Annotated in this window: 17 protein-coding genes; 4 read left to right on the top strand and 13 right to left on the bottom strand. The window is 61.4% G+C overall.

The features are described from left to right. Positions 1–16 precede the first annotated feature (16 nt). The 10 genes from HX899_RS15220 to HX899_RS15175 form a co-directional block, all read right to left on the bottom strand. Positions 17–901: a F0F1 ATP synthase subunit gamma gene (locus HX899_RS15220; protein WP_025396266.1), complete on the bottom strand. Its 885-nt coding sequence runs from the start codon at positions 899–901 to the stop codon at positions 17–19. Between the two features lie 28 nt (positions 902–929). Then, positions 930–2,459: a F0F1 ATP synthase subunit alpha gene (gene atpA, locus HX899_RS15215; RefSeq protein ID WP_012759250.1), complete on the bottom strand. Its 1,530-nt coding sequence runs from the start codon at positions 2,457–2,459 to the stop codon at positions 930–932. After that, positions 2,459–3,025 carry a F0F1 ATP synthase subunit delta gene (locus tag HX899_RS15210; RefSeq protein WP_012759251.1) on the bottom strand — a complete coding sequence of 189 codons (567 nt, stop codon included), beginning with the start codon at positions 3,023–3,025 and terminating at the stop codon, positions 2,459–2,461. The genes atpA and HX899_RS15210 overlap by 1 nt, the downstream gene beginning before the upstream one ends. A gap of 255 nt (positions 3,026–3,280) precedes the next feature. Further along, on the bottom strand, positions 3,281–3,670 hold the full coding sequence (locus HX899_RS15205; protein WP_138389520.1) for a DUF4345 domain-containing protein: 390 nt from the start codon (positions 3,668–3,670) through the stop codon (positions 3,281–3,283). Positions 3,671–3,750: 80 nt separating this feature from the next. Beyond that, positions 3,751–5,967 (bottom strand): primosomal protein N', encoded by a 2,217-nt coding sequence (locus HX899_RS15200; RefSeq protein ID WP_003543473.1) that lies wholly within the window; start codon positions 5,965–5,967, stop codon positions 3,751–3,753. A gap of 106 nt (positions 5,968–6,073) precedes the next feature. Beyond that, positions 6,074–6,961, bottom strand: coding sequence for an ABC transporter ATP-binding protein (locus HX899_RS15195; protein WP_171600161.1), 888 nt, complete (start codon positions 6,959–6,961; stop codon positions 6,074–6,076). Continuing rightward, a complete protein-coding gene (locus tag HX899_RS15190; protein WP_181292761.1) occupies positions 6,958–7,992 on the bottom strand; it encodes an ABC transporter ATP-binding protein in 1,035 nt (344 codons plus the stop codon). The genes HX899_RS15195 and HX899_RS15190 overlap by 4 nt, the downstream gene beginning before the upstream one ends. 4 nt (positions 7,993–7,996) lie before the next feature. After that, positions 7,997–8,854 (bottom strand): ABC transporter permease, encoded by an 858-nt coding sequence (locus tag HX899_RS15185; protein WP_017995361.1) that lies wholly within the window; start codon positions 8,852–8,854, stop codon positions 7,997–7,999. A gap of 6 nt (positions 8,855–8,860) precedes the next feature. Continuing rightward, complete coding sequence (locus HX899_RS15180; protein WP_003543481.1) at positions 8,861–9,865, bottom strand: ABC transporter permease; 1,005 nt, start codon at positions 9,863–9,865, stop codon at positions 8,861–8,863. A 67-nt stretch (positions 9,866–9,932) separates the two neighbouring features. Continuing rightward, a complete protein-coding gene (locus HX899_RS15175; RefSeq protein WP_181292760.1) occupies positions 9,933–11,834 on the bottom strand; it encodes an ABC transporter substrate-binding protein in 1,902 nt (633 codons plus the stop codon). A 350-nt stretch (positions 11,835–12,184) separates the two neighbouring features. On the opposite strand from HX899_RS15175, the gene HX899_RS15170 reads away from it, so the two are divergent. Beyond that, positions 12,185–13,813, top strand: a complete 1,629-nt coding sequence (locus HX899_RS15170) for a GH39 family glycosyl hydrolase (RefSeq protein ID WP_181292759.1) — start codon at positions 12,185–12,187, stop codon at positions 13,811–13,813. 55 nt (positions 13,814–13,868) lie between these two features. Here HX899_RS15170 and HX899_RS15165 read toward each other — a convergent pair whose 3' ends face one another. Both HX899_RS15165 and HX899_RS15160 read right to left on the bottom strand, forming a co-directional pair. Further along, positions 13,869–14,540, bottom strand: a complete 672-nt coding sequence (locus HX899_RS15165; RefSeq protein ID WP_171600164.1) for a GntR family transcriptional regulator — start codon at positions 14,538–14,540, stop codon at positions 13,869–13,871. A gap of 131 nt (positions 14,541–14,671) precedes the next feature. After that, a complete protein-coding gene (locus HX899_RS15160) occupies positions 14,672–15,697 on the bottom strand; it encodes a Gfo/Idh/MocA family protein (RefSeq protein WP_171600165.1) in 1,026 nt (341 codons plus the stop codon). 240 nt (positions 15,698–15,937) lie between these two features. Between HX899_RS15160 and HX899_RS15155 the strand changes: the two genes are divergently transcribed. The 3 genes from HX899_RS15155 to HX899_RS15145 are packed head-to-tail and all read left to right on the top strand — an operon-like array spanning position 15,938 to position 19,463. Then, the gene (locus tag HX899_RS15155) at positions 15,938–17,650 is read left to right on the top strand and encodes an IlvD/Edd family dehydratase (RefSeq protein ID WP_171600166.1); all 1,713 of its coding nucleotides are present in this window, start codon (positions 15,938–15,940) and stop codon (positions 17,648–17,650) included. Continuing rightward, positions 17,647–18,516, top strand: a complete 870-nt coding sequence (locus HX899_RS15150; RefSeq protein WP_171600167.1) for an amidohydrolase — start codon at positions 17,647–17,649, stop codon at positions 18,514–18,516. Before HX899_RS15155 ends, HX899_RS15150 begins: the two co-directional genes overlap by 4 nt. A 14-nt stretch (positions 18,517–18,530) precedes the next feature. After that, on the top strand, positions 18,531–19,463 hold the full coding sequence (locus tag HX899_RS15145; RefSeq protein ID WP_171600168.1) for a dihydrodipicolinate synthase family protein: 933 nt from the start codon (positions 18,531–18,533) through the stop codon (positions 19,461–19,463). Here the strand turns inward: HX899_RS15145 and HX899_RS15140 are convergent. Next, positions 19,444–19,941, bottom strand: coding sequence for a GNAT family N-acetyltransferase (locus tag HX899_RS15140; RefSeq protein WP_171600169.1), 498 nt, complete (start codon positions 19,939–19,941; stop codon positions 19,444–19,446). The genes HX899_RS15145 and HX899_RS15140 overlap by 20 nt on opposite strands. Between the last annotated feature and the right edge of the window lie 13 nt (positions 19,942–19,954).

The following is a 19,954-nucleotide window of genomic DNA, read 5'->3' as shown; positions in this document are numbered from 1 at the left end:
CCCTCTTTTCCTAGCCTCAGAGCGCTTCCGCGCCCGAAATGATTTCAATGAGTTCCTTGGTGATCTGCGCCTGACGCTGGCGGTTGTAGCTCAGCGTCAGCTTGTTGATCATCTCACCGGCATTACGCGTCGCATTGTCCATAGCGCTCATCTTGGCGCCCATCTCGCCTGCGACGTTCTCAAGGAGCGCGCGGAAGATCTGGACGGAGATGTTGCGCGGGATCAGATCTTCGAGGATCGATGCCGGATCCGGCTCGTATTCGTAGACGGCGCCTGCATGTGCGGCATCTTCGGTCTGCACAGCTCCCGTTGAAGCCGGGATGAGCTGCTGCGCCGTCGGAATCTGGCTGATCACCGACTTGAACTCGGAATAGAACAGCGTGCAGACGTCGAACTCGCCGGCAGCATACATCTCGATGATGCGCTTGCCGATCTGGTCCGCATTCTCGAAGCCGACGCGCTTGACGTCGCGCAATTCCTTGCGCTCGATGATGAGCGAGGCGAATTCGCGGCGAAGGATGTCGTGACCCTTCTTGCCGACGGTGAAGATCTTCACCGTCTTGCCTTCGGCAAGCAGCTTGCGGACATGTTCGCGTGCAAAGCGTGCGATCTGCGAGTTGAAGCCGCCGCAAAGACCACGTTCGGCCGTGCAGACCACCAGCAGATGGACCTTGTCCTGGCCGGTGCCGGTCATCAGCGTCGGTGCGCCGTCGGCATCGGTGACGGCCTTGGCGATGTTCGCCAGAACCGCACCCATGCGCTGCGAATAAGGCCGGGCGGCCTCGGCCGCCTCCTGCGCACGCCGAAGCTTCGCCGCGGCGACCATTTTCATCGCCTTGGTGATCTTCTGCGTCGCCTTGACGGAGGCGATCCGGTTTTTCAGATCCTTAAGTGAAGGCATCCGTGATCCGTCCTAACTTAGGGCCTGATTACGAGAAAGACTTTGCGAAGCTATCGAGAGCAGCGTTGAGCTTGCCCTTGGTATCGTCGCTGATTGCCTTTTCCGTGCGGATCGCGTCGAGGATGGCGGAGCCTTCCGAACGCAGATATGAGAGGAAGCCCTGCTCGAACTTGCCAACCGAAGCGACCGGCAGCTTGTCGAGATAGCCGTTGACGCCTGCAAAGATCACGGCGACCTGCTCTTCCGTCTTCAGCGGCGAGAACTGCGGCTGCTTCAGGAGTTCGGTCAGGCGTGCACCGCGGTTCAGCAGGCGCTGCGTCGCAGCGTCGAGGTCCGAACCGAACTGAGCGAAGGCGGCCATTTCGCGATACTGGGCAAGCTCGCCCTTGATCGAGCCGGCAACCTGCTTCATCGCCTTGATCTGTGCCGACGAACCGACGCGGGAAACCGACAGACCGACGTTCACGGCCGGGCGGATACCCTGGTAGAACAGGTCGGTTTCAAGGAAGATCTGGCCGTCGGTGATCGAGATCACGTTGGTCGGAATGAAGGCCGACACGTCGTTGCCCTGCGTTTCGATGACCGGCAGAGCGGTCAGCGAACCGGCGCCCTTGTCGTCGTTCATCTTCGCAGCACGCTCGAGCAAGCGCGAGTGCAAGTAGAAAACGTCGCCCGGATAGGCCTCGCGGCCCGGCGGGCGGCGCAACAGCAGCGACATCTGGCGATAGGACACGGCCTGCTTGGACAGGTCGTCGTAACCGATCAGCGCATGCATGCCGTTGTCACGGAAATATTCGCCCATGGCGCAGCCGGCAAACGGAGCCAGGAACTGCATCGGCGCCGGATCGGAAGCGGTGGCGGCAACGATGATCGAATACTTCAGCGCGCCGCGCTCTTCGAGCACCTTGACGAACTGGGCGACGGTCGAACGCTTCTGGCCGACGGCGACGTAGACGCAGTAAAGCTTTTCGCCTTCCGGACCGTTGTCGTGAATGGCCTTCTGGTTGAGGAAGGCATCGAGAAGGATCGCGGTCTTGCCGGTCTGGCGGTCGCCGATGACCAACTCGCGCTGGCCGCGGCCGACCGGGATCAGCGCGTCGATGGCCTTGAGGCCGGTCGACATCGGCTCATGGACCGACTTGCGCGGAATGATGCCGGGAGCCTTGACGTCGACGCGCGAACGGCGCGTCGCGTTGATCGGGCCCTTGCCGTCGATCGGATTGCCGAGCGCGTCGACGACGCGGCCAAGCAGTTCCGGACCAACCGGAACGTCAACGATGGCGCCGGTCCGCTTGACGGTGTCGCCTTCCTTGATGTCGCGGTCGGAGCCGAAGATGACGACGCCGACATTGTCGGATTCGAGGTTCAGAGCCATGCCGCGGATGCCGCCCGGGAACTCGACCATTTCACCGGCCTGGACATTGTCCAGACCGTAGACACGAGCGATACCGTCACCGACGGAGAGAACCTGGCCGACTTCCGAGACTTCTGCCTCTTTGCCGAAATTTTTAATCTGGTCTTTGAGAATTGCGGAAATTTCCGCGGCGCGGATATCCATCAGCCAACCTCTTTCAATGCGAGCTTAAGGGTAGAGAGTTTGGTACGAAGAGACGTATCAATCTGACGGGACCCGACCTTCACGATCAGACCACCAAGAATTGACGGATCAACCGTGACGGCAATCGTCACGTCTTTGCCGGTAACGCTCTTGAGTGCCACCTTCAATTCGGTTTCCTGCGCTTGCGAAAGCGCATGCGCCGAGGTGACCTCGGCGGAGATTTCACCGCGATGGTTCGCGGCGATGATGCGGAAGGCCTTGATCATGCCCGGCAGGGCGAACAGGCGGCGGTTGCGCGCCACGACCTTCAGGAAATTGGCGAAGAAACCGCTGATACCGGCCTTCTCGCTAATGGCGACGATCGCCTTCAGCTGGTCTTCAGCGGAAAAAACCGGGCTTGCGACAAAGCGCTTCAGATCGGCGCTCTCATCCAGCATCGCCTGGAAATGATCAAGATCGGCGGTGACGCTGTCGACGGCGCCCTGCTCGAGCGCCAGTTCGAAAAGCGACGAGGCATAGCGTTCGGCAACACCAGAAGTAAGCTGGGACGTGTCTGCCACTGGCACAAATTTCCCTGATTTCAACCCAAAATCCGGCTCTCGGCGGGCGCCGAACCTATGATCTTGAATTCGTTTTGATTTCCCCCAGAAATCACAAGAGAAGCCTCTTGCTTCTTCCGAAATTCGGGGTCCGTCTAACATAGGATGTTCGGACTCGCAACACGCGTAATGCCCGAATACGCCTTTCGCATGAATTTCTGTCTGCAAAATCGCGCAATGGCCTGAAAGCAGGCCGAACAAGCCGTCTGCGGGCAGCGAGAGTCACGTCTGGATGAAGCCGAAAACGTAGAGCAGCGGTAGCGCGGCCAAAGCGATCTGCACAACCAGGAGTAAATAGTTGACGAGATTACTCCCCTTATCGGACAGGATCGAGACGATCCGGGCAAAGGCCGCCATCGCGAAGGAGGCGCCGAGCGCCATATAGATCGTGGTCTGGGCGAGCATGATCGCCGACAGGCCGAAGCCGAGATAGAAACCACCCATCGAGCGTCCCTCTCCATATCCTTCCGGCCGCCCCTCCTGCGCCTGCAAACCGAGAAGACGGAAAGTATGGCCCGGCGCGAACATCATGATGAAGCCGGCAAGCGCCGTGAAAGCCGCGGAGCAAAAGGCAAGCTGCTCGCCAAGCTCGGTCGGAAAGTAAAACTCCATGCATCAGCCCCAAATCACCTGGATGAATCAGTGTTTTATGGCATGGGCCGAAAAAGGAGGAAATGGCGACTTCACTTGATTTAGAGAAAACTCTGCGGATCGATATCCAGTTGCACCTGCACCGATCCGCGCTCCTTGGGCGATTGCGACAGCATCGCCCGCAGGAACCCCTGCATGTCCGAGTTCCGCCGCCCATGCACCAAAAGACGGAAGCGATGGCGGCCGCGCACCAGCGCAAGCGGCGCTTCGGCCGGACCGAGCACCGAGATGCCTGACACCTGCGGTGCGGCGTTGCGCATGCCGCGCGCATGGTTTTCGGCGTCGTGGCGGGTTTCGGCAGAAACGATGATCGACGCCAGCCTGCCGAAGGGCGGCAATAGGGCGCGTTCGCGTTCGGTGATCTCGCGCTCGTAGAAGGCGTCGGAATCGCCGGAGACAATTGCCTGCATGACAGGATGCTGCGGCTGGTAGGTCTGCAGCAGCCCATGGCTCTTGAGGCCGGTGCGCCCGGCCCGGCCGGTCACCTGCGACAAAAGCTGGAAGGTGCGCTCGGCCGCGCGCGGGTCGCCATTGGCAAGGCCGAGATCGGCATCGACGATGCCGACCAGCGTCATCAGCGGAAAATTGTGGCCCTTTGCCACAAGCTGGGTGCCGATAACGATATCGGCCTCGCCCTTGGCGATCGCTTCCAGCTCCAGCCGCAGCCGCTTCACCCCGCCCATGATATCGGAAGAGAGAACGATCGTTCGCGCCTCCGGGAAATGCCGTTCCACCTCCTCGGCGATGCGCTCGACGCCTGGCCCGCAGGCGACGAGATGGTCGAGCGTGCCGCATTCCGGGCATGCCTCCGGCGTGCGCTCGGCATGGCCGCATTGATGGCATTGCAGCTGCTTGCGGAAACGATGCTCCACCAGCCAGCTCGAACATTGCGGGCATTGGAACCGGTGGCCGCAGACCCGGCAGAGCGTCAGCGGCGCATAACCGCGCCGGTTGAGAAACAGCAGCGCCTGTTCGCGCTTCTCCACCGTCTTGCCGATCGCCCGGATCAGCACAGGCGACAGGAAGCCGCCCCGCTCCGGCGCATGCCTGCGCATATCGACCAGATGCAGGTCCGGCATCGCCGCATCGCCGAAACGCGTCGGCAGGTGGACGGTGCTGTAGCGTCCGCTCTGGCCGTTGACCTGGCTTTCGACCGACGGCGTCGCCGACACCAGAATAACGGGAAAATCACCGATGCGGCCGCGCACGACGGCCATGTCGCGAGCATTGTAGAACACGCGATCCTCCTGCTTGTAGGCGGGATCGTGTTCCTCGTCGACGATGATCAGGCCGAGATCCTCGAAGGGCAGGAAGAGCGCCGAGCGAGCGCCGGCCACCACCCGCACTTCGCCGGTCACCGCCTGGCGCCAGACCTTTTCGCGCATGCGCGGCGCAAGATCGGAATGCCATTCGGCCGGCTTTGCCCCGAAGCGGTCCTGGAAACGCTCCATGAAACTGGCCGTCAGCGCGATCTCCGGCAGCAGGATCAGCACCTGCTTGCCGCGTTTCAGCGTCTCGGCAATCGCCTCGAAATAGACCTCCGTCTTGCCGGAGCCGGTTACCCCGTCGATCAGCGACACCGAAAATTCGCCCTTGCGGACATCGGAAACGATCTCTTCGGCCGCCTGCTTCTGCGGCCCTTCGAGACGTGCTGCGGCAAAATCCGGATCCGGCATCGCGACAACCGGCGGCGGCGGCAGGAATACAGTCTCGAAGATACCGAGCGTGATCAGCCCGTCTACGACACTCGTCGAGACACCCGCCGCATGCGCAAGGCCGCTGCGTGTCCAGGAAAAGCCGTCGGAGGCCGTATCGAGCACCCGGGCGCGCGCCGGCGTCATCCGCTCCGGTTCGCCGCCGACGAGCTTCAGCCCCTCCACCATCGGTTCCGGCTCGAAGGCGTTCGGCGCCCGGAGCGCCATGCGCGCGACGAGGCCGGGCGGCGAGAGCGTATAGGTCGCCACCCAATCGATGAAGTCCCGCATCTCCCTGGAAAGCGGCGGGCAGTCGAAGACATGGCTGATCGGCCGAAGCTTCTTCGGATCGACGCCGTCTTCGCCGCCGTCCCAGACGACGCCGATCACCTGCCGCGGGCCAAGCGGCACCTGCACGACCGAACCGGGCTCGACCGCCATGCCATCCGGCACCGAATAGGAATAGGGTTTCGGCGCCGGCATCGGCACCAGCACGGGAACCGTTCGGTTCGCGGGCGGTGCCTCGAAAAGCGCGCCAAAGAGATCGGACGAATCTGTGCTCATCGCGCGAGACCATGCCCGCAAATCGATGGAATTGGAACCGCAAAGACGGAGCGACGCGTTCCGGGTCGTCGCGACGATTTAAACCGTGAAGCTCAGAAACTGCGCTTCACCTGGCAAGGCGGTCGCCACTGCCGGAAGTGGCTTCATTTGTCTCGGCAGCGCGCTGCCGCAGGCGCAGGATCGCCGATGCCTCACGCGGATTGGGCGGCAGGACCGCGTTCTTCAAGGCGATCGAATAGGCGTGTTTCGGATTTTCCAGCACGTCCCTGGCATCGCCGCTTTCCACCACCACGCCCTTGCGCATGATCACCACACGGTCGGAAATGTAATAGGCCGTCGCAAGGTCATGGGTGATGTAGACGATCGAGACGTTGAGAGCATCACGCAGATCGCGGAAGAGATTGACGATCGACATGCGAAGCGATGCGTCGACCATCGAGACCGGCTCGTCCGCCACGATCAGCTTCGGCTCGGGTATCAGCGCACGGGCGACCGCGATGCGCTGCAATTGGCCGCCTGAAAGCTCGTGCGAGAAGCGGCCCTTTATCTCCGCCATCGACAGGCCGACGCGTTGGAGGGCAACGTCGGCAAGCGCCTCTTTCTCGGCGCGGCTATTTGCTCCCTTGAAGCGATGGGCGGTGGCCAGCAGATACTCGTCGATCCGGGTCAGCGGATTGAAGGCCTCGAACGGATTTTGGAAGACCGGCTGGACCTTGGCCATGAAAGCCTCGCGATCCCTGCGGGACCGGACCGCCTTCACATCCGTGCCGTCGAAATGAATACTGCCCCGATCGGCCTTTTCGCTGCCGAGGATCATCTTCGCCAGCGTCGATTTTCCGGAGCCGGATTCGCCGACGATCGTGAATATCTCGGGCTTGTCGGCGCTGAGCGCGAAGCTGACATCGTCGACCGCCTTCATCTTTTCGCGCGAGAAGAAACCGCCGATCGGAAAGAGCTTGGTCACATGGTCGAGTTCGAGGAGATTGCTGCTCATTGAATCTGGTACTCCCCGGCACGGAAGCATGCGACCCGCCCTCCCGTCGCGCTCGGCAGCATGGCCGGCACTTCACGTGCGCATTTGTCGATCGCGATCGGACAGCGCGGATGGAAACGGCATCCCGAAGGCGGATCCGAAAGTGCCGGCGGCTTGCCCTTAAGGCTCTTTCGCGTCGAGACATCACCGATGCGTGGCAGGCTGCCGATCAGGTGAACGGTATAGGGATGCTGGGGATTGTCGAAGATCGCCTGCGTCGGCCCCTCCTCCGCCAGCCGTCCCGCATACATGATGGCCAACCGGTCGGTGATGGCGGCATGCACGGACATGTCGTGGGTCACGAAGATGACCGAGGACTGCAAGCGGGCCTGCACTTCCTTGATCAGCGCCAGAACGTCCTGCTGCACGAGCACGTCGAGCGCCGTCGTCGGCTCGTCGGCGATGATGAATTCCGGCTCGCAGACAGTCGCGAGAGCAATGGTCAGACGCTGGCGCATGCCGCCGGAAAGCTGGTGCGGAAAGGCCTCGAGCACATGCGGATCGAGATGCAGCCTGGCAAGATGCGCCTCGACGCGCGCCCGGAAGGCGGCGGGATCGAGGTTCATATGGCGGGAGGCGAAATCGGTGAAGGCGTGTTTGACCCTTCTGACCGGGTTCAGCACGTTCATCGAGCCCTGCATGATGTAGGAAAGGTGACGCCACCGTGCCGCCTTCATCTTCGCCGGTTCGCCATAGACATCGATCGGCCCGTCGGCAAAATTGAATTTCACCGTGCCGCCGACGACGCGCATCGGCGGGCGGATGGCGCCGGCAAGCGTCTTGATCAGCGATGTCTTGCCGCTCGAGGATTCGCCGGCAATGCCGTAGATCTCGTTCCTGCGGATGGTCAGGCTGATATCGTCGACCGCGCGGATTTCCCGCCGCACACCGAAATAGTCGTTGACGTAATAGCATTTCAGCCCGTCGATCGTCAGTGCGTCCATGGTGTTTTCGGCAAGGGTCAAAGGCTGCGTCCTCATCAGGTTCTGCATCTCCTCAAGCTCCCATGCGGGCGAGCCGCGAGCGCGGATCGATATATTCGTTCACCGACATGGCCAGCATGAACAGGCCGAGGAACAGGATGACGACGAAGAGCATCGGAAAGGCGACCCACCACCATATGCCCGATACCATCGCGGAATGCGCATTGGCCCAGTAGATCATGCCGCCGATCGTCGGCCGGTTGATGTCGGAAAATCCGAGCACCGAGAGCGTCACTTCGAGACCGATCGCCCAGATCATGTTGTTCATCGTCGTGAAGAAGACGATCGGCATGACATAGGGCAGGTGTTCGCGGATGAGGATCTGCGGTGTGCGCATGCCCGAGAAGACCGCGTGCCGGGTGAATTCCCGCTGACGGAGAGACAGGGCGACGGAACGGATCAGGCGGCTGTCGTGCGTCCATCCGAGCAGCGCTGCGGTGATCGCCAGCATGAACCACGTCATCTGGTCGCGGAGCACGAAGACCAGAAGCAGCAGGATCGGAATATTAGGCAGGGCGCCGAGCGTATCGTTGACCGCCATGATGATCTGGTCGGTCCGCCCACCGATATAGCCGGAGATCAGCCCGACGGCGATGGCGATGATCCGGCTGACGAAGGCGACGATGATGCCGAAGAACAGAGTATTGCGCATCGAGGCGGCGATCTGCCAGAAAACCTCCTGGCCGCGCGAGGTGGTGCCGAGCCAGAATTCGGCCGAAGGCGGCATGTCGGGCGCGACGACATAGATGGCATTCTCGTCATAGGGCGAGAAGAACGACGCCACGATCAGCGCCAGGATGATAGAGATCAGGATGGTTCCGAGCAGGAACTCCTTGTTATAGCGCAGCAGGTCTCTGAGGACTTTGAACATCACGGATTACCCCAGTTTCACGCGTGGATCGATCAGCGGATAGATGATGTCGATCACGAAGACCGCGGCGGCAACCGCGATGATGGCGATTGTGGTGACACCGAGCACGAGGCTGTAATCGCCGGAATAGATGCCGGAGATCAGAAGCTTGCCGATCCCGGGATAATTGAAGACGAACTCGACGATGACGGCGCCGCCGAAGACGTTTCCGAGACTGAGTGCCAGGCCGGTGACCTGCGGCAGCATGGCGTTGCGCGCCACATATTGCGAAAAGATGCTGCGCGAGCGCACGCCGCCAAGTTCGGCATAGACGACGTGGTCGTCGGTGACGATGTTGGAAACCAGCGAGCGCATCGAGATGAACCAGCCGCCGATGCCGACGAGCACGAGGGTTAGGGCCGGGAGGATGCCGTGCTCGATCACCGAGCTGATGAAGGCCCAGTTGAAGGCCGGCGCGAGATTGACCTGCGCGCCGTCGCTGATCGGCAGGATCGGCCAGATGAAACCGAAGAGGATCACCAGGCTGAGACCGATGATGTAGGTCGGGATCGGCTGCAGCGCCATGATGACGATGCCGGCAACCTTCAGCAGCTTGCTGCTGCGGAAATAGCCGGCAAGCGCGCCGAGAAAATTCCCGATGATCCAGGAAATGATCGTTGCAAGCGTCAGGAGCCCGACGGTCCAGGGCAGTGCGCGGCCGATAACGGTCATCACGGGGGTCGGGAAAGAGGAAAGCGACGGGCCGAAATCGCCGGTCAGGACGCGGCCCCAGAAGGTGAAATACTGCTCCAGCAGCGGGCCGCCGGTGCCGTAGAGCTCGCGCAGCGATTCGCGGAGGATTTCGACGGCCTGCGGATCGGTGGAGCCGAAGCTCGTCAACAGCGACACGGTCTGCTCGATCGGATCGACCGGCGAAAAATGTGCGATCAGGAAGGCCAGCGTGATGCCGGTGAAGACCACGAAGAGAAATTGCAGAAAGCGTTTTGCCGCATAGATCAGAAAGCCGTTCATGACATCGACCCTTCAATAGCAGAACGGAAACAGCCGGCGGCCGGCTGCTTCCTTTGTTGTGCCTCGATCAAGGCTTCGGCGCATCCGGATTGGCCTTCAGCCCGACCACCATGTAGCGGATGTTCGACCAGTTCGGACCCGAGGCCGAATAGGGGTTGTCCGCGCTCGGATAGTTGGTCCAGTAGGTCGTATCGAGCGGTGCGAACTTGTTGTAGGCCATCAGCGGGATCATCGGCATTTCCTCGACGGCAAGCTTCAGGAAGTCCTGGCCGAGCTTGGCGACATCCGGCGAATCGAAGGCGATCGATCGGTTCTTCTCGATCAGCTGATCGAGACGCGGATCCTGCCAGCGCTGAAGATTGCGCGGCGGCTGGATCTGCCCGACCGGCTTGATGAACTCCGAATGATAGCTGTCGAGGAAGAAGGAGAGGTCGGGATGACCGCCCCAGGTCTCGATGCTCCAGTAGATCGCGGTCTCGAAATCGCCGGTGCTGAGGCGCTGGCCATTGGTCGGGCCGGCGACATCGACCTTGGTTGCGATGCCGGCTTGCGACCATTGCTGGGCAATCACCGTGCCGGCGCGGGCAAGCGTTGGGATGGCATCGCCTTCCACCTGCAGGCGGATCGTAAAGGGCGTGCCGTCGGGCTTCACCCACTGGCGGCCGCTCTTCTTGAAGCCTGCCTTCTGCAGCAGCTCGGTTGCAGCCTGAACGTCCTTCTTCCACCAGCCGAAGCCGAATGTACGCTGCAGCTTGGCCGGATCGGTCGGGATCTGATCGGCCCATTGGCCGCGCACCATATTGGCGATCTGCGACGAGATATTGGGATCGTAGGGCTTGATCTTGCGGGAACCGGTGTCGAGTTCGAAATTCGTCAGCCAGTCCTGCATCGGTGCGTAATAATCGTCCGGGGCAGAACCCGTCGGCGGCGTGGCAAGGGCGGCGATATTGGCCGCGCCGCGGTAGGAGCCGAGCGCCACTTCGCGGATATCGATCAGCAGAGCAAGAGCCCAGCGAACGTCCTTGTTGTCGAAGGGCGCCTTCTTCGTATTGAAGAGAACGGAAGGCAGCGTCGGGTCCGGATGCGCGAAAGGAAAGCCCTTTAGCCAGGAGGCCGTGCTCTTGCTGTCGCGCATGATCGAGAACATGCCCTCGGGCGCCATGTCGTTGATGACGTCGAGATTGTGGTTGCGCTGTTCGATGACGCGCGCTTCCGGATTGCCGGCGGCCCGATAGACGACGTATTTGACCTCAGGCGGTTGTGCAGCAGCCAGGCCGATCGACGTGCGCTGCCAGTCGTCGCGCAGCTTCCAGATCGTCCAGTTGCCGCCCTTGTCATAGCTCTGCAGCTGGTAGGGCCCGAGCGAAACCGGCGGATTGTTGTTGAAGGACAGCGGATCTGCGGCCTTCTCGAAGACGTGCTTCGGCATGATCCAGGCGGCATTCCAGCGCACCGTGAACAGCGTGTGGAAGCGCGAGTTCGGCTTCTTTAGATGGAAGACGACCGTCTGCGGATCCGGATTTTCGATGCTCGCGACATTGACGGTGAAGGGCGCGCTCCAGGCCATGCCGGGATGGTCGATCTGCGTCTGCACGGTATAGACCACGTCGTCGCTGGTGAATTCGACGCCGTCGCTCCAGAAGATGCCCTTGCGCAATTTCACCGTCATCTCGGTGAAATCGGCATTGTAGCTCGGCGGTTCGCTGGCCAGCGCATTCTGCCAGGCATCCTTGCCGCCCTCGGGATTGATGAACCACAGCGTATCGGTAGTCAGCTGCTGCAGGCCGTTGAGGTTTGCCGCCGCCCCGCCGCCCGGAGCCCAGACGTTGAACCAGTCGGCATTCTGCTGCGGCGTGCCCTGGATGATCAGCGTTTCGTTGCGCGGTATGCCGGCAATGAAATCCTGCGCAGATGCCGGAAGGGCCATGAGAGACAATAAGGCAATGGCTGCATATTTACGGAACTTCATCGGATGTTCCTCCTCCTCAACTCGCCACGGCGAGCGCTTCCCGTAATCAATTGACGATAGCGTCCAGCGAACCCCACCTGCACGTGTCCGGGGACACATGCACTCCTCGGCGGCGGGCGAACTCACGCCACAGTTATCGACAATTTTTTGAGAAACGGCAACTGATAATTTTGACGGTCATAAAAAATAGCGCATTTTCAGGTGTTTTTGCCGCGTGGCGACGATCGACTTTTTTATATTATTGACAAAGTGAGCATTTCGCTTAGCTTTTGCGGCGAGCGCGGCGCCCCTCCCAAGAGGCCGCACTTCATCACCAGACAGGTCGCCTGCTTTCGGGAGGAGGCTTTGGCATGACCGTTCAAGAGGACACCAGGATGAGCAGCCCCTATGACGTGACAATCTCCGTTCACGCCAACCGGCCGACCGGCAAATACGAACCCTTGTGGAACTGGTTCGGATACGACGAGCCGAACTACACTTACTCCCCGCACGGCAGGAAGCTGCTCAAGGAACTGACAGAGCTCAGCCCCGAGCCCCCCCGCATCCGCGCGCACAATCTTCTGACCAGCGGCGATGGCCTGCCTGCCCTCAAATGGGGTTCGACCAATGCCTATACCGAGGATGCGAACGGCAATCCGGTCTATGATTGGACGGTCATCGACAAGATCTTCGACACCTATGTCGAAGCCGGCAACATTCCGCTCATCCAGATCGGCTTCACGCCCGAAGCGCTCTCCGATTTCGACGGTCCCTATCGCCACCAATGGGAGCCGGCCGACAAATACGCAACGATCACCACCGGCTGGACGGCCCCGCCAAACGACCTGAAGAAATGGGGCGACCTGATCGAAGCATGGGCGCTCCATCTGGCCGAAAGATATGGCGAGGACGTCGTTTCAAGTTGGCCGTGGGAAGTGTGGAACGAGCCGGACGGTCACTATTGGACCGGCACCATCCCGCAATTCTGCGAAATGTATGACGTCAGCGCCAAGGCCTTGAAGCGCGCGCTTCCGAAGGCCCGCGTCGGCGGGCCGCACACCTGCGGCGCCTTTGCCAATGAAAAGGCCCAGACCTTTCTGCGTGCCTTCCTCAAGCATGTCGTCGACAACAAGTCGCCGATCGATTTCCTCGCCTTCCACGCCAAGGGCAATCCGGTGATCTACGAGGGTCACGTGCGGATGGGCCTGCACAAGCAGCTCCGCGACATCGAGACGAACCTTGCCATCATCAATGAGTTTCCGGAACTCCGCCACCTGCCCGTGGTGATCGGCGAATCCGATCCGGAAGGCTGTGCGGCCTGCTCCGCACGCGTTCATCCCCAGAACGGCTATCGCAACGGCCCGCTCTACGGCGTCTATGTCGTCGAGAGCATGATCCGCACTTATGAGCTTGCACGACGCGCCAACATCCACATCGAAGGCGCGGTCACCTGGGCCTTCCTCTTCGACGACCAGCCCTATTTCGACGGCTTCCGCGATCTTGCGACCAACGGCGTCGACAAGGCTGTTCTCAACGGCTTCCGTATGCTTGGCAAACTCGGCGGCGAATGGCTGGAATCGGAAAGCGATTATCGCCGCGACATCGAAGATATCATGAGCCATGGCGTTCGCGGCAAGCCCGATGTCAATGTCGTGGCGACCCGCGACGACAAGGGCGTTTCCATTCTCGTCTGGCACTACCACGACGATGATGAAGCCGGCCCGTCCGCCAATATCACGGTCAATCTCGACGGCTGGGGCGACAAGTCCGCCTCGCTCAAGCATTTCAGGATGGACGAGGAGCATTCCAACGCCTTCGGCGTCTGGAAGGCGATGGGCAAGCCGCAGGAGCCGGCCGGCGAAGACTATGCCAGACTGGAAGCCTCGGGAAAGCTCGCCGAGATCGACGGTGAAGCGTCGGTCAAGGTCGATGACGGCAGGATCGCCCTCAAGGTCTCCCTACCGCGTCAAGGCGTGTCTCTCCTGCGCCTCGATTGGTGAGCCGGTAGGCGAAGGGAGCGCAATCGAATGATTGCGCTCCCTTCAAACGAGCCGGTCAATTGTCGCTGACATAGGCAAGATAACGTTTCTTGCTCGGCTGCAAATGGTCGACGCAGAGCTGGGCGAGAACCCAGTTATCCCCACCGCGCAACATCTCGATCATCAGCCGGTGGTGCTCATGCGAGATGCGCAGCGACTCCTTGCTCGACATTGAATTGGCGCGCACCGGCAGGCTGAGCCGCATATAGAGCTCGATCGATTGCACCAGATGGGCATTGCCGCAGGCGCCAAAGAGCGTCAGGTGAAATTTGTCGTTGGCCTCGTGCACACCCCTGAGATAGCCGGATTCGACGTGCCGGCCATGCTCCTCGTGCATCGCCAGCAGTTCCTCGATCAATGCCTCGGGTGCCGGCAGCTTTATCCACAGAGCCGCCTGCCGTTGCAGCAACTCACGCACATCGTAGATTTCCTGAACCTGGCGAGCAGTCAGCGAGCGGACGGTCGCTCCTTTGTTCCGCTCCCGAACCACGATGCCCATCGTCTCGAGCTGCACGATCGCCTGCCGGGCAAAATGGCGCGTGACATGAAAGCGGGCAAGGAGCGTGTCTTCGGTCAGGCGGGTTCCGGGCGCAAGCCGCCCGAAAATGATGTCTTCCTCCAGCGCGCGGGCAATACTTAGATCATCATGCTCGATGCCGTCTTCGCGGCTTTCGTTGAGCGTCTGCAATGTCATCTCCTCTGAAGCATAACCCCGAAAATCGAAGTCGATTTTCGGAAAGGGATTATGCGCCAATTTAATGTGATAGAGCGTCCTTAGCGCGTCCTGTCGGACGCGCGGCGCTCTAACGGCGGGCCATGTTACAGTGGATTGCGTTCCGGGTCGAACCGGCTCAGGCGATAGATATCCTCGACAAGCGCAAGCGTTTTGATGTTATCGCCCGGCGATGTCTCCATCGCGACCTTTCCATCGAGGCTGTCGAGAAAATGCGCAATGGTCGCGTCATAGGCGCCCTGGTAGGTCTCGTCAGGATCGAAGCTTTCCCGGCGCTGCTGCGCACCCTCGGCCGAGAGCAGATTGCCGTTAAGTTCGAGCGTGCCGCGCGCCCCGAAGATGCGCAGGTGATCGCGCGGCGCCGGTGGCGCGCCATGCACGGCGAGATTGGCATTGATGGTGACAAGAATGCCGTCGCTAAGCCGGCGCAGGACGACGCTTGCGACATCCTCTGCGACGATATCGCGATTGCTCCTCTCAAGCCGCGCACTCACCACCTCCATCTCGCCCAGAAGATATCTCAGCGTATCGAGATGATGGATCATGACTTCCATGACCAGCAGCCGCTTTTGTGTCCGGAAGAACGGCTGGCGTATCAGCGCCGGCCTTCTTCCCTCGGCATCCGCGATCATGCCGCTGGACAGGAATTCGAACTGCACCTGGCGGATCTCGCCGGCAAGCCCCTCGTCGAGCCACGCCTTCAGCCGCCGATAATAAGCGCGGAACCGCCAGTTCTCGTGGATCATCAGCCTGCCCCTGCCGGAAAGGCTTGCCACCAGGTCGACCGCCTCGTCGTAGGAGGGTGCGAGCGGCTTCTGGCAGATGATGTCGAGGTCCTTTGCTGCCGCCAGCCGGACCAGTTCGACATGGAATTCCCGCGGCGCGCAGATATCAACGGCATCGAGCTGCTCAGCATCCAGCATCGCCTGCACGCTCGTATAGTTGCGAGCGATATCGAAGGCGGCAAGCCGGGCCTCGATGGCGCTCGGCGACGGGTCGGCAATCGCCACGACCTCGGCTCTTTCCGATTGCCGCATCCATGCAGGCAGATGATAGGCGCTGACCCAGCCGGCACCGATAATGCCGATACGCCGTCGTTCCGTTCCCATCATCGCGCTTCCTCTGTATTCAATTCCATTTTATCAATAATCTACCCTGCTTCTTCGCAAAAGCCAACCGGTTGATTGTCGAACGAAAGCACCAATTTCCGAGATTACCCTTGTATTTTATGGTAATCGCCGAAGAAATCCAAAAATACGATACAGTGGCGCCATCTTATTTATTGACAATCATCCGTATCCCTCTACCCTGACAACACGGCCATGGATCAATTTGGCGAGGGAGGAACAGGTTTGTCGAACGGTCTTCGCCGCAAGCTGACGAGTTATGGCGATCAGGGATTCTCCCTTTTCCTGCGCAAAGCATTCATCAAGGCCATGGGTTATTCGGACGATGCGCTCGACCGCCCGATCGTCGGCATCGCCAATACCTACAGTGATTTCAATCCCTGTCACGGCAATGTGCCGCAACTCATCGAGGCAACCAAGCGCGGCGTGATGCTGGCCGGTGCGATGCCCATGGTGTTTCCGACGATCTCGATCCACGAGAGCTTTGCCTCGCCGACCTCGATGTATCTGCGCAACTTGATGGCGATGGAAACGGAAGAGATGATCCGCGCCCAGCCGATGGATGCCGTCGTTCTGATCGGCGGCTGCGACAAGACCCTGCCGGCCCAGATCATGGCGGCCGCCAGCAGCGAGATACCGGCGATCTTCCTGCCGACCGGGCCGATGGCCGTCGGCCACCACAAGGGCGAACGGCTTGGCGCCTGCACGGATTGTCGCCGTTTCTGGGGACGCTTCCGCGCCGGAGAGATCGACGAGGCCGAGATCGCCGAGGTCAACAACAAGCTGGCCAGCTCGATCGGCACCTGCACGGTGATGGGCACGGCGAGCACCATGGCGAACCTGACCGAAGTCATGGGTCTCTGCCTCCCTCGCGCCGGTTCGGCGCCCGCCGTCGAATCCGAACGTGTCCGCCTCGCCGAGGAGACGGGGCGTGTGGCCGCGCGTCTCGCCATGGATGAGGCTGCCCCGACGGTGCGCGATATCCTGACGCCGCAGGCAATCCGCAACGGTCTCGTCGCGCTGCAGGCAATGGGCGGCTCGACCAATGCCGTCGTCCATCTTGCCGCAATCACCGGCCGCCTCGGCCTGCGCCTCGACATGGCCGAACTCGACCGGCTGGGCCGGAGCATTCCCCTGCTCGTCGACCTGCAGCCCTCCGGCCAGCATTATATGGAGCAGTTCCACGAGGCTGGCGGCGTCCCCGCATTGTTGAAGGCGGTGCGCCATGAAATCGACGGCAGCGCCCCGACGGTCTACGGCAGAACGATCGGCGAGATCATCGACGATGTCGTCGACGAGCCGGGCCAGACCATCATCCGCACCGTCGAGAAGCCGTTGAAGCCGATCGGAACGATCGCCGTCCTGCACGGCAATCTTGCGCCGCGCGGCGCCGTCATCAAACAATCGGCTGCCTCCAAGGAACTGCTGCAGCATATCGGACGCGCCGTCGTCTTCGATTCCGTCGAGGATATGACGCTGCGCATCGACAGCGACGATCTCGACGTCCATGCCGATGACGTTCTGGTTCTGCGCAATGCCGGACCAAAAGGTGCGCCCGGCATGCCGGAAGCCGGCTATCTACCCATCCCCCGCAAGCTCGCGCGGCAGGGTGTGAAGGACATGGTGCGGATTTCCGATGCCCGCATGAGCGGCACGGCCTTCGGCACGATCATCCTCCATATCGCGCCTGAGGCGGCCGATGGCGGGCCTCTGGCGATCGTCCGCACCGGCGATCGCATTCGCCTCGACGTCGAGGGCCGGCGTATCGATCTCGATATCGACCAGGCGGAATTCGATCGCCGCATGCTTGAAGTCGTCAACCGGCCCTCCCCGGCCCCGGCGCGCGGCTATGCGAAGCTCTACCAGGAGCGCGTGCTCCAGGCCGACGAAGGCGCCGACTTCGACTTCCTGCAAAGCGAGGAGCTCGACGCGCGATGAGCGCCGCTGAGATGGAGGCACCGCTTTGCCTGCCCCGCCGGCCGCTAACGCGGCTGCCGCGGGCAACACTGCCGCAAGGTACGGTCGATACGCATTTCCACGTCTTTCGCGCCGGCGCTCCGCTCAACACCCCACGCAGCTACACGCCTGACCTAGCGACGATTGCCGATTGGATCGAATTCTCCGGCAGTCTTGGCATCGCCAGGGGCGTATTGGTGCAGCCAAGCGTCTATGGCCTCGACAACAGGGTGCTACTCGATGCGCTGGCCGCCTATCCAGATCGGCTGCGCGGCATCGTCGTCATCGATCCCGAAACCGCAGAAACCGAGATAGAGCGGCTTGACCGGCTCGGCGTGCGCGGCGTGCGGATCAATACGCGCAACAAGGGCGGCCTCCCACTCGCCGCCGCCAGGACACTGGCGGAAAGCATTGCCCCTCTCGGCTGGTCGCTGCAGTTGCAGATCAATCCCGAACAACTTCCCGATATTGCGGCAACGCTGTCCGGCATCCGCCTGCCCATCATCATCGATCATCTCGGCTTCATTCCGCTTGCCAGAGAGACGAGATCGTTGCATGTCGATGCCCTGAAAAGGCTGATGGACAAAGCCGAGGCCTACGTCAAAGTGACCGCGCCCTATCGTCTGAAGGATGTGAATTACGACGGTTTCACCGAGGTCGGCCGCGCCCTTGCCGCCAGCCATACGGAAAGGCTGCTCTGGGGCAGCGATTGGCCGCACACCGAATTGTGGGACGGCATGCCCGATGACGCTGAGCTGATAGAAACCATGCAGGCCGCCATCGACGACTCCGCGATTGCCGAAAAGATTTTTGTTCGAAATGCCGAAGCGCTGTTCTTCGGCCGCTGAATTGGAGAGCACCAATGGCCAGACTGACTGAAGATGCCAAGGGCGTCTATGTGATCGCCGTAACCCCGTTCACCGATGACGGCTCGCTCGATCTCGCCAGCATCGACAGCATGGTCGATTTCTACGAAGGTGCCGGCGTTACCGGCCTGACCGTGCTCGGCCAACTGGGCGAGGCGCCGAAGCTGACGGCCGAAGAATCGCGAATCGTGGTCGAGCGCGTGCTGAAGCGCCTCGACGGGCGCCTTCCCGTCGTCGTCGGCGTGTCGGCGCCTGGGCTTGCGCCGATGAGCGAACTCGCCGAAGCCGTCATGGGCGGGGGTGCCGCCGGCGTCATGGTCGCGCCACCCTGGACCGTCAAGACCGACGATCAGGCTTTCGCCTTCTACCAGTCGGTCGGCGAGGCCCTGGGCGATACGCCCTTCGTGCTGCAGGATTATCCGCTCACCACCAACGTGACGATCGCGCCCAAGGTCATCGAGCGCATCGTCAACGAGGTACCGAATTGCGTCATGCTCAAGCATGAAGATTGGCCGGGGCTGTCGAAAATCTCAGCACTTCGCGCCGCCAGCGACAAGGGCGCCATGCGGCGTATCTCCATCCTCTGCGGCAATGGCGGGCTTTTCCTGCCCGAAGAGATGGGCCGCGGCGCCGATGGCGCCATGACCGGCTTTTGTTATCCCGAGATGATGGTTGGTGTCGTCGAGGCCTATGCAGCCGGAAATCCCGATCGCGCCCATGCGATCTTCGATGCCTATCTGCCGCTCGCCCGCTATGAACAGCAACAGGGCATCGGCCTTGCCTCGCGCAAATATGTGCTTGCCAAGCGCGGTGTGATCAAGTCCGCCACCCTGCGCAAGCCGGGCGCCAAGCTCTCGACACTGGATATTGCCGATGTCGAGCGCTTGCTGGCGCGCCAGGCCATCCGCCTCAAGGAGATCGGGGCGTAACGCGCTGACGCAAATCCGAAGCTGCTGGATCATCGCTACGACGCTGCAGCTCAAGCAGATGGGTATGTCCATCTCGTCCGTGGGGCTGAAACCCGAGCGATTCCCAGAACCTCGCCGCACCCTCGTTTCCCGCATGAACGGTGACGACAGTGCAGAAGGAACACGCGCGGTCAAGCAGAGCCATGGCAAGCATCCGGCCGATGCCGCGCCCGCGCATTGCGGGACGAATGTAGAAACGCCGCATGCGCAGCGCCCCTGATATGTCGGAGTCGACGGTCATGCCGCCGATGCCGACGAGCGCGTCATCGGCATAGGCGCCAAGCAGCCTTTCGCCGTCACGCTGGAACCTGTTGTCGCCGATCGACCATTCGTCGATAAGGCGGGCGACATGGCGATAGCCTTCCTGTCGAGCTTCGCTTTCGAGATCTGCGATCTCCCGCGGCAATCGATCGCTGAGCCTGCGGATATCGATTGTCATGGCGGTGCCGGTG

This window comes from Rhizobium sp. WYCCWR 11146, assembly GCF_013591995.1.
Taxonomy (GTDB): domain Bacteria; phylum Pseudomonadota; class Alphaproteobacteria; order Rhizobiales; family Rhizobiaceae; genus Rhizobium; species Rhizobium indicum.
This window is presented reverse-complemented; position numbering and strand designations above follow the sequence as displayed.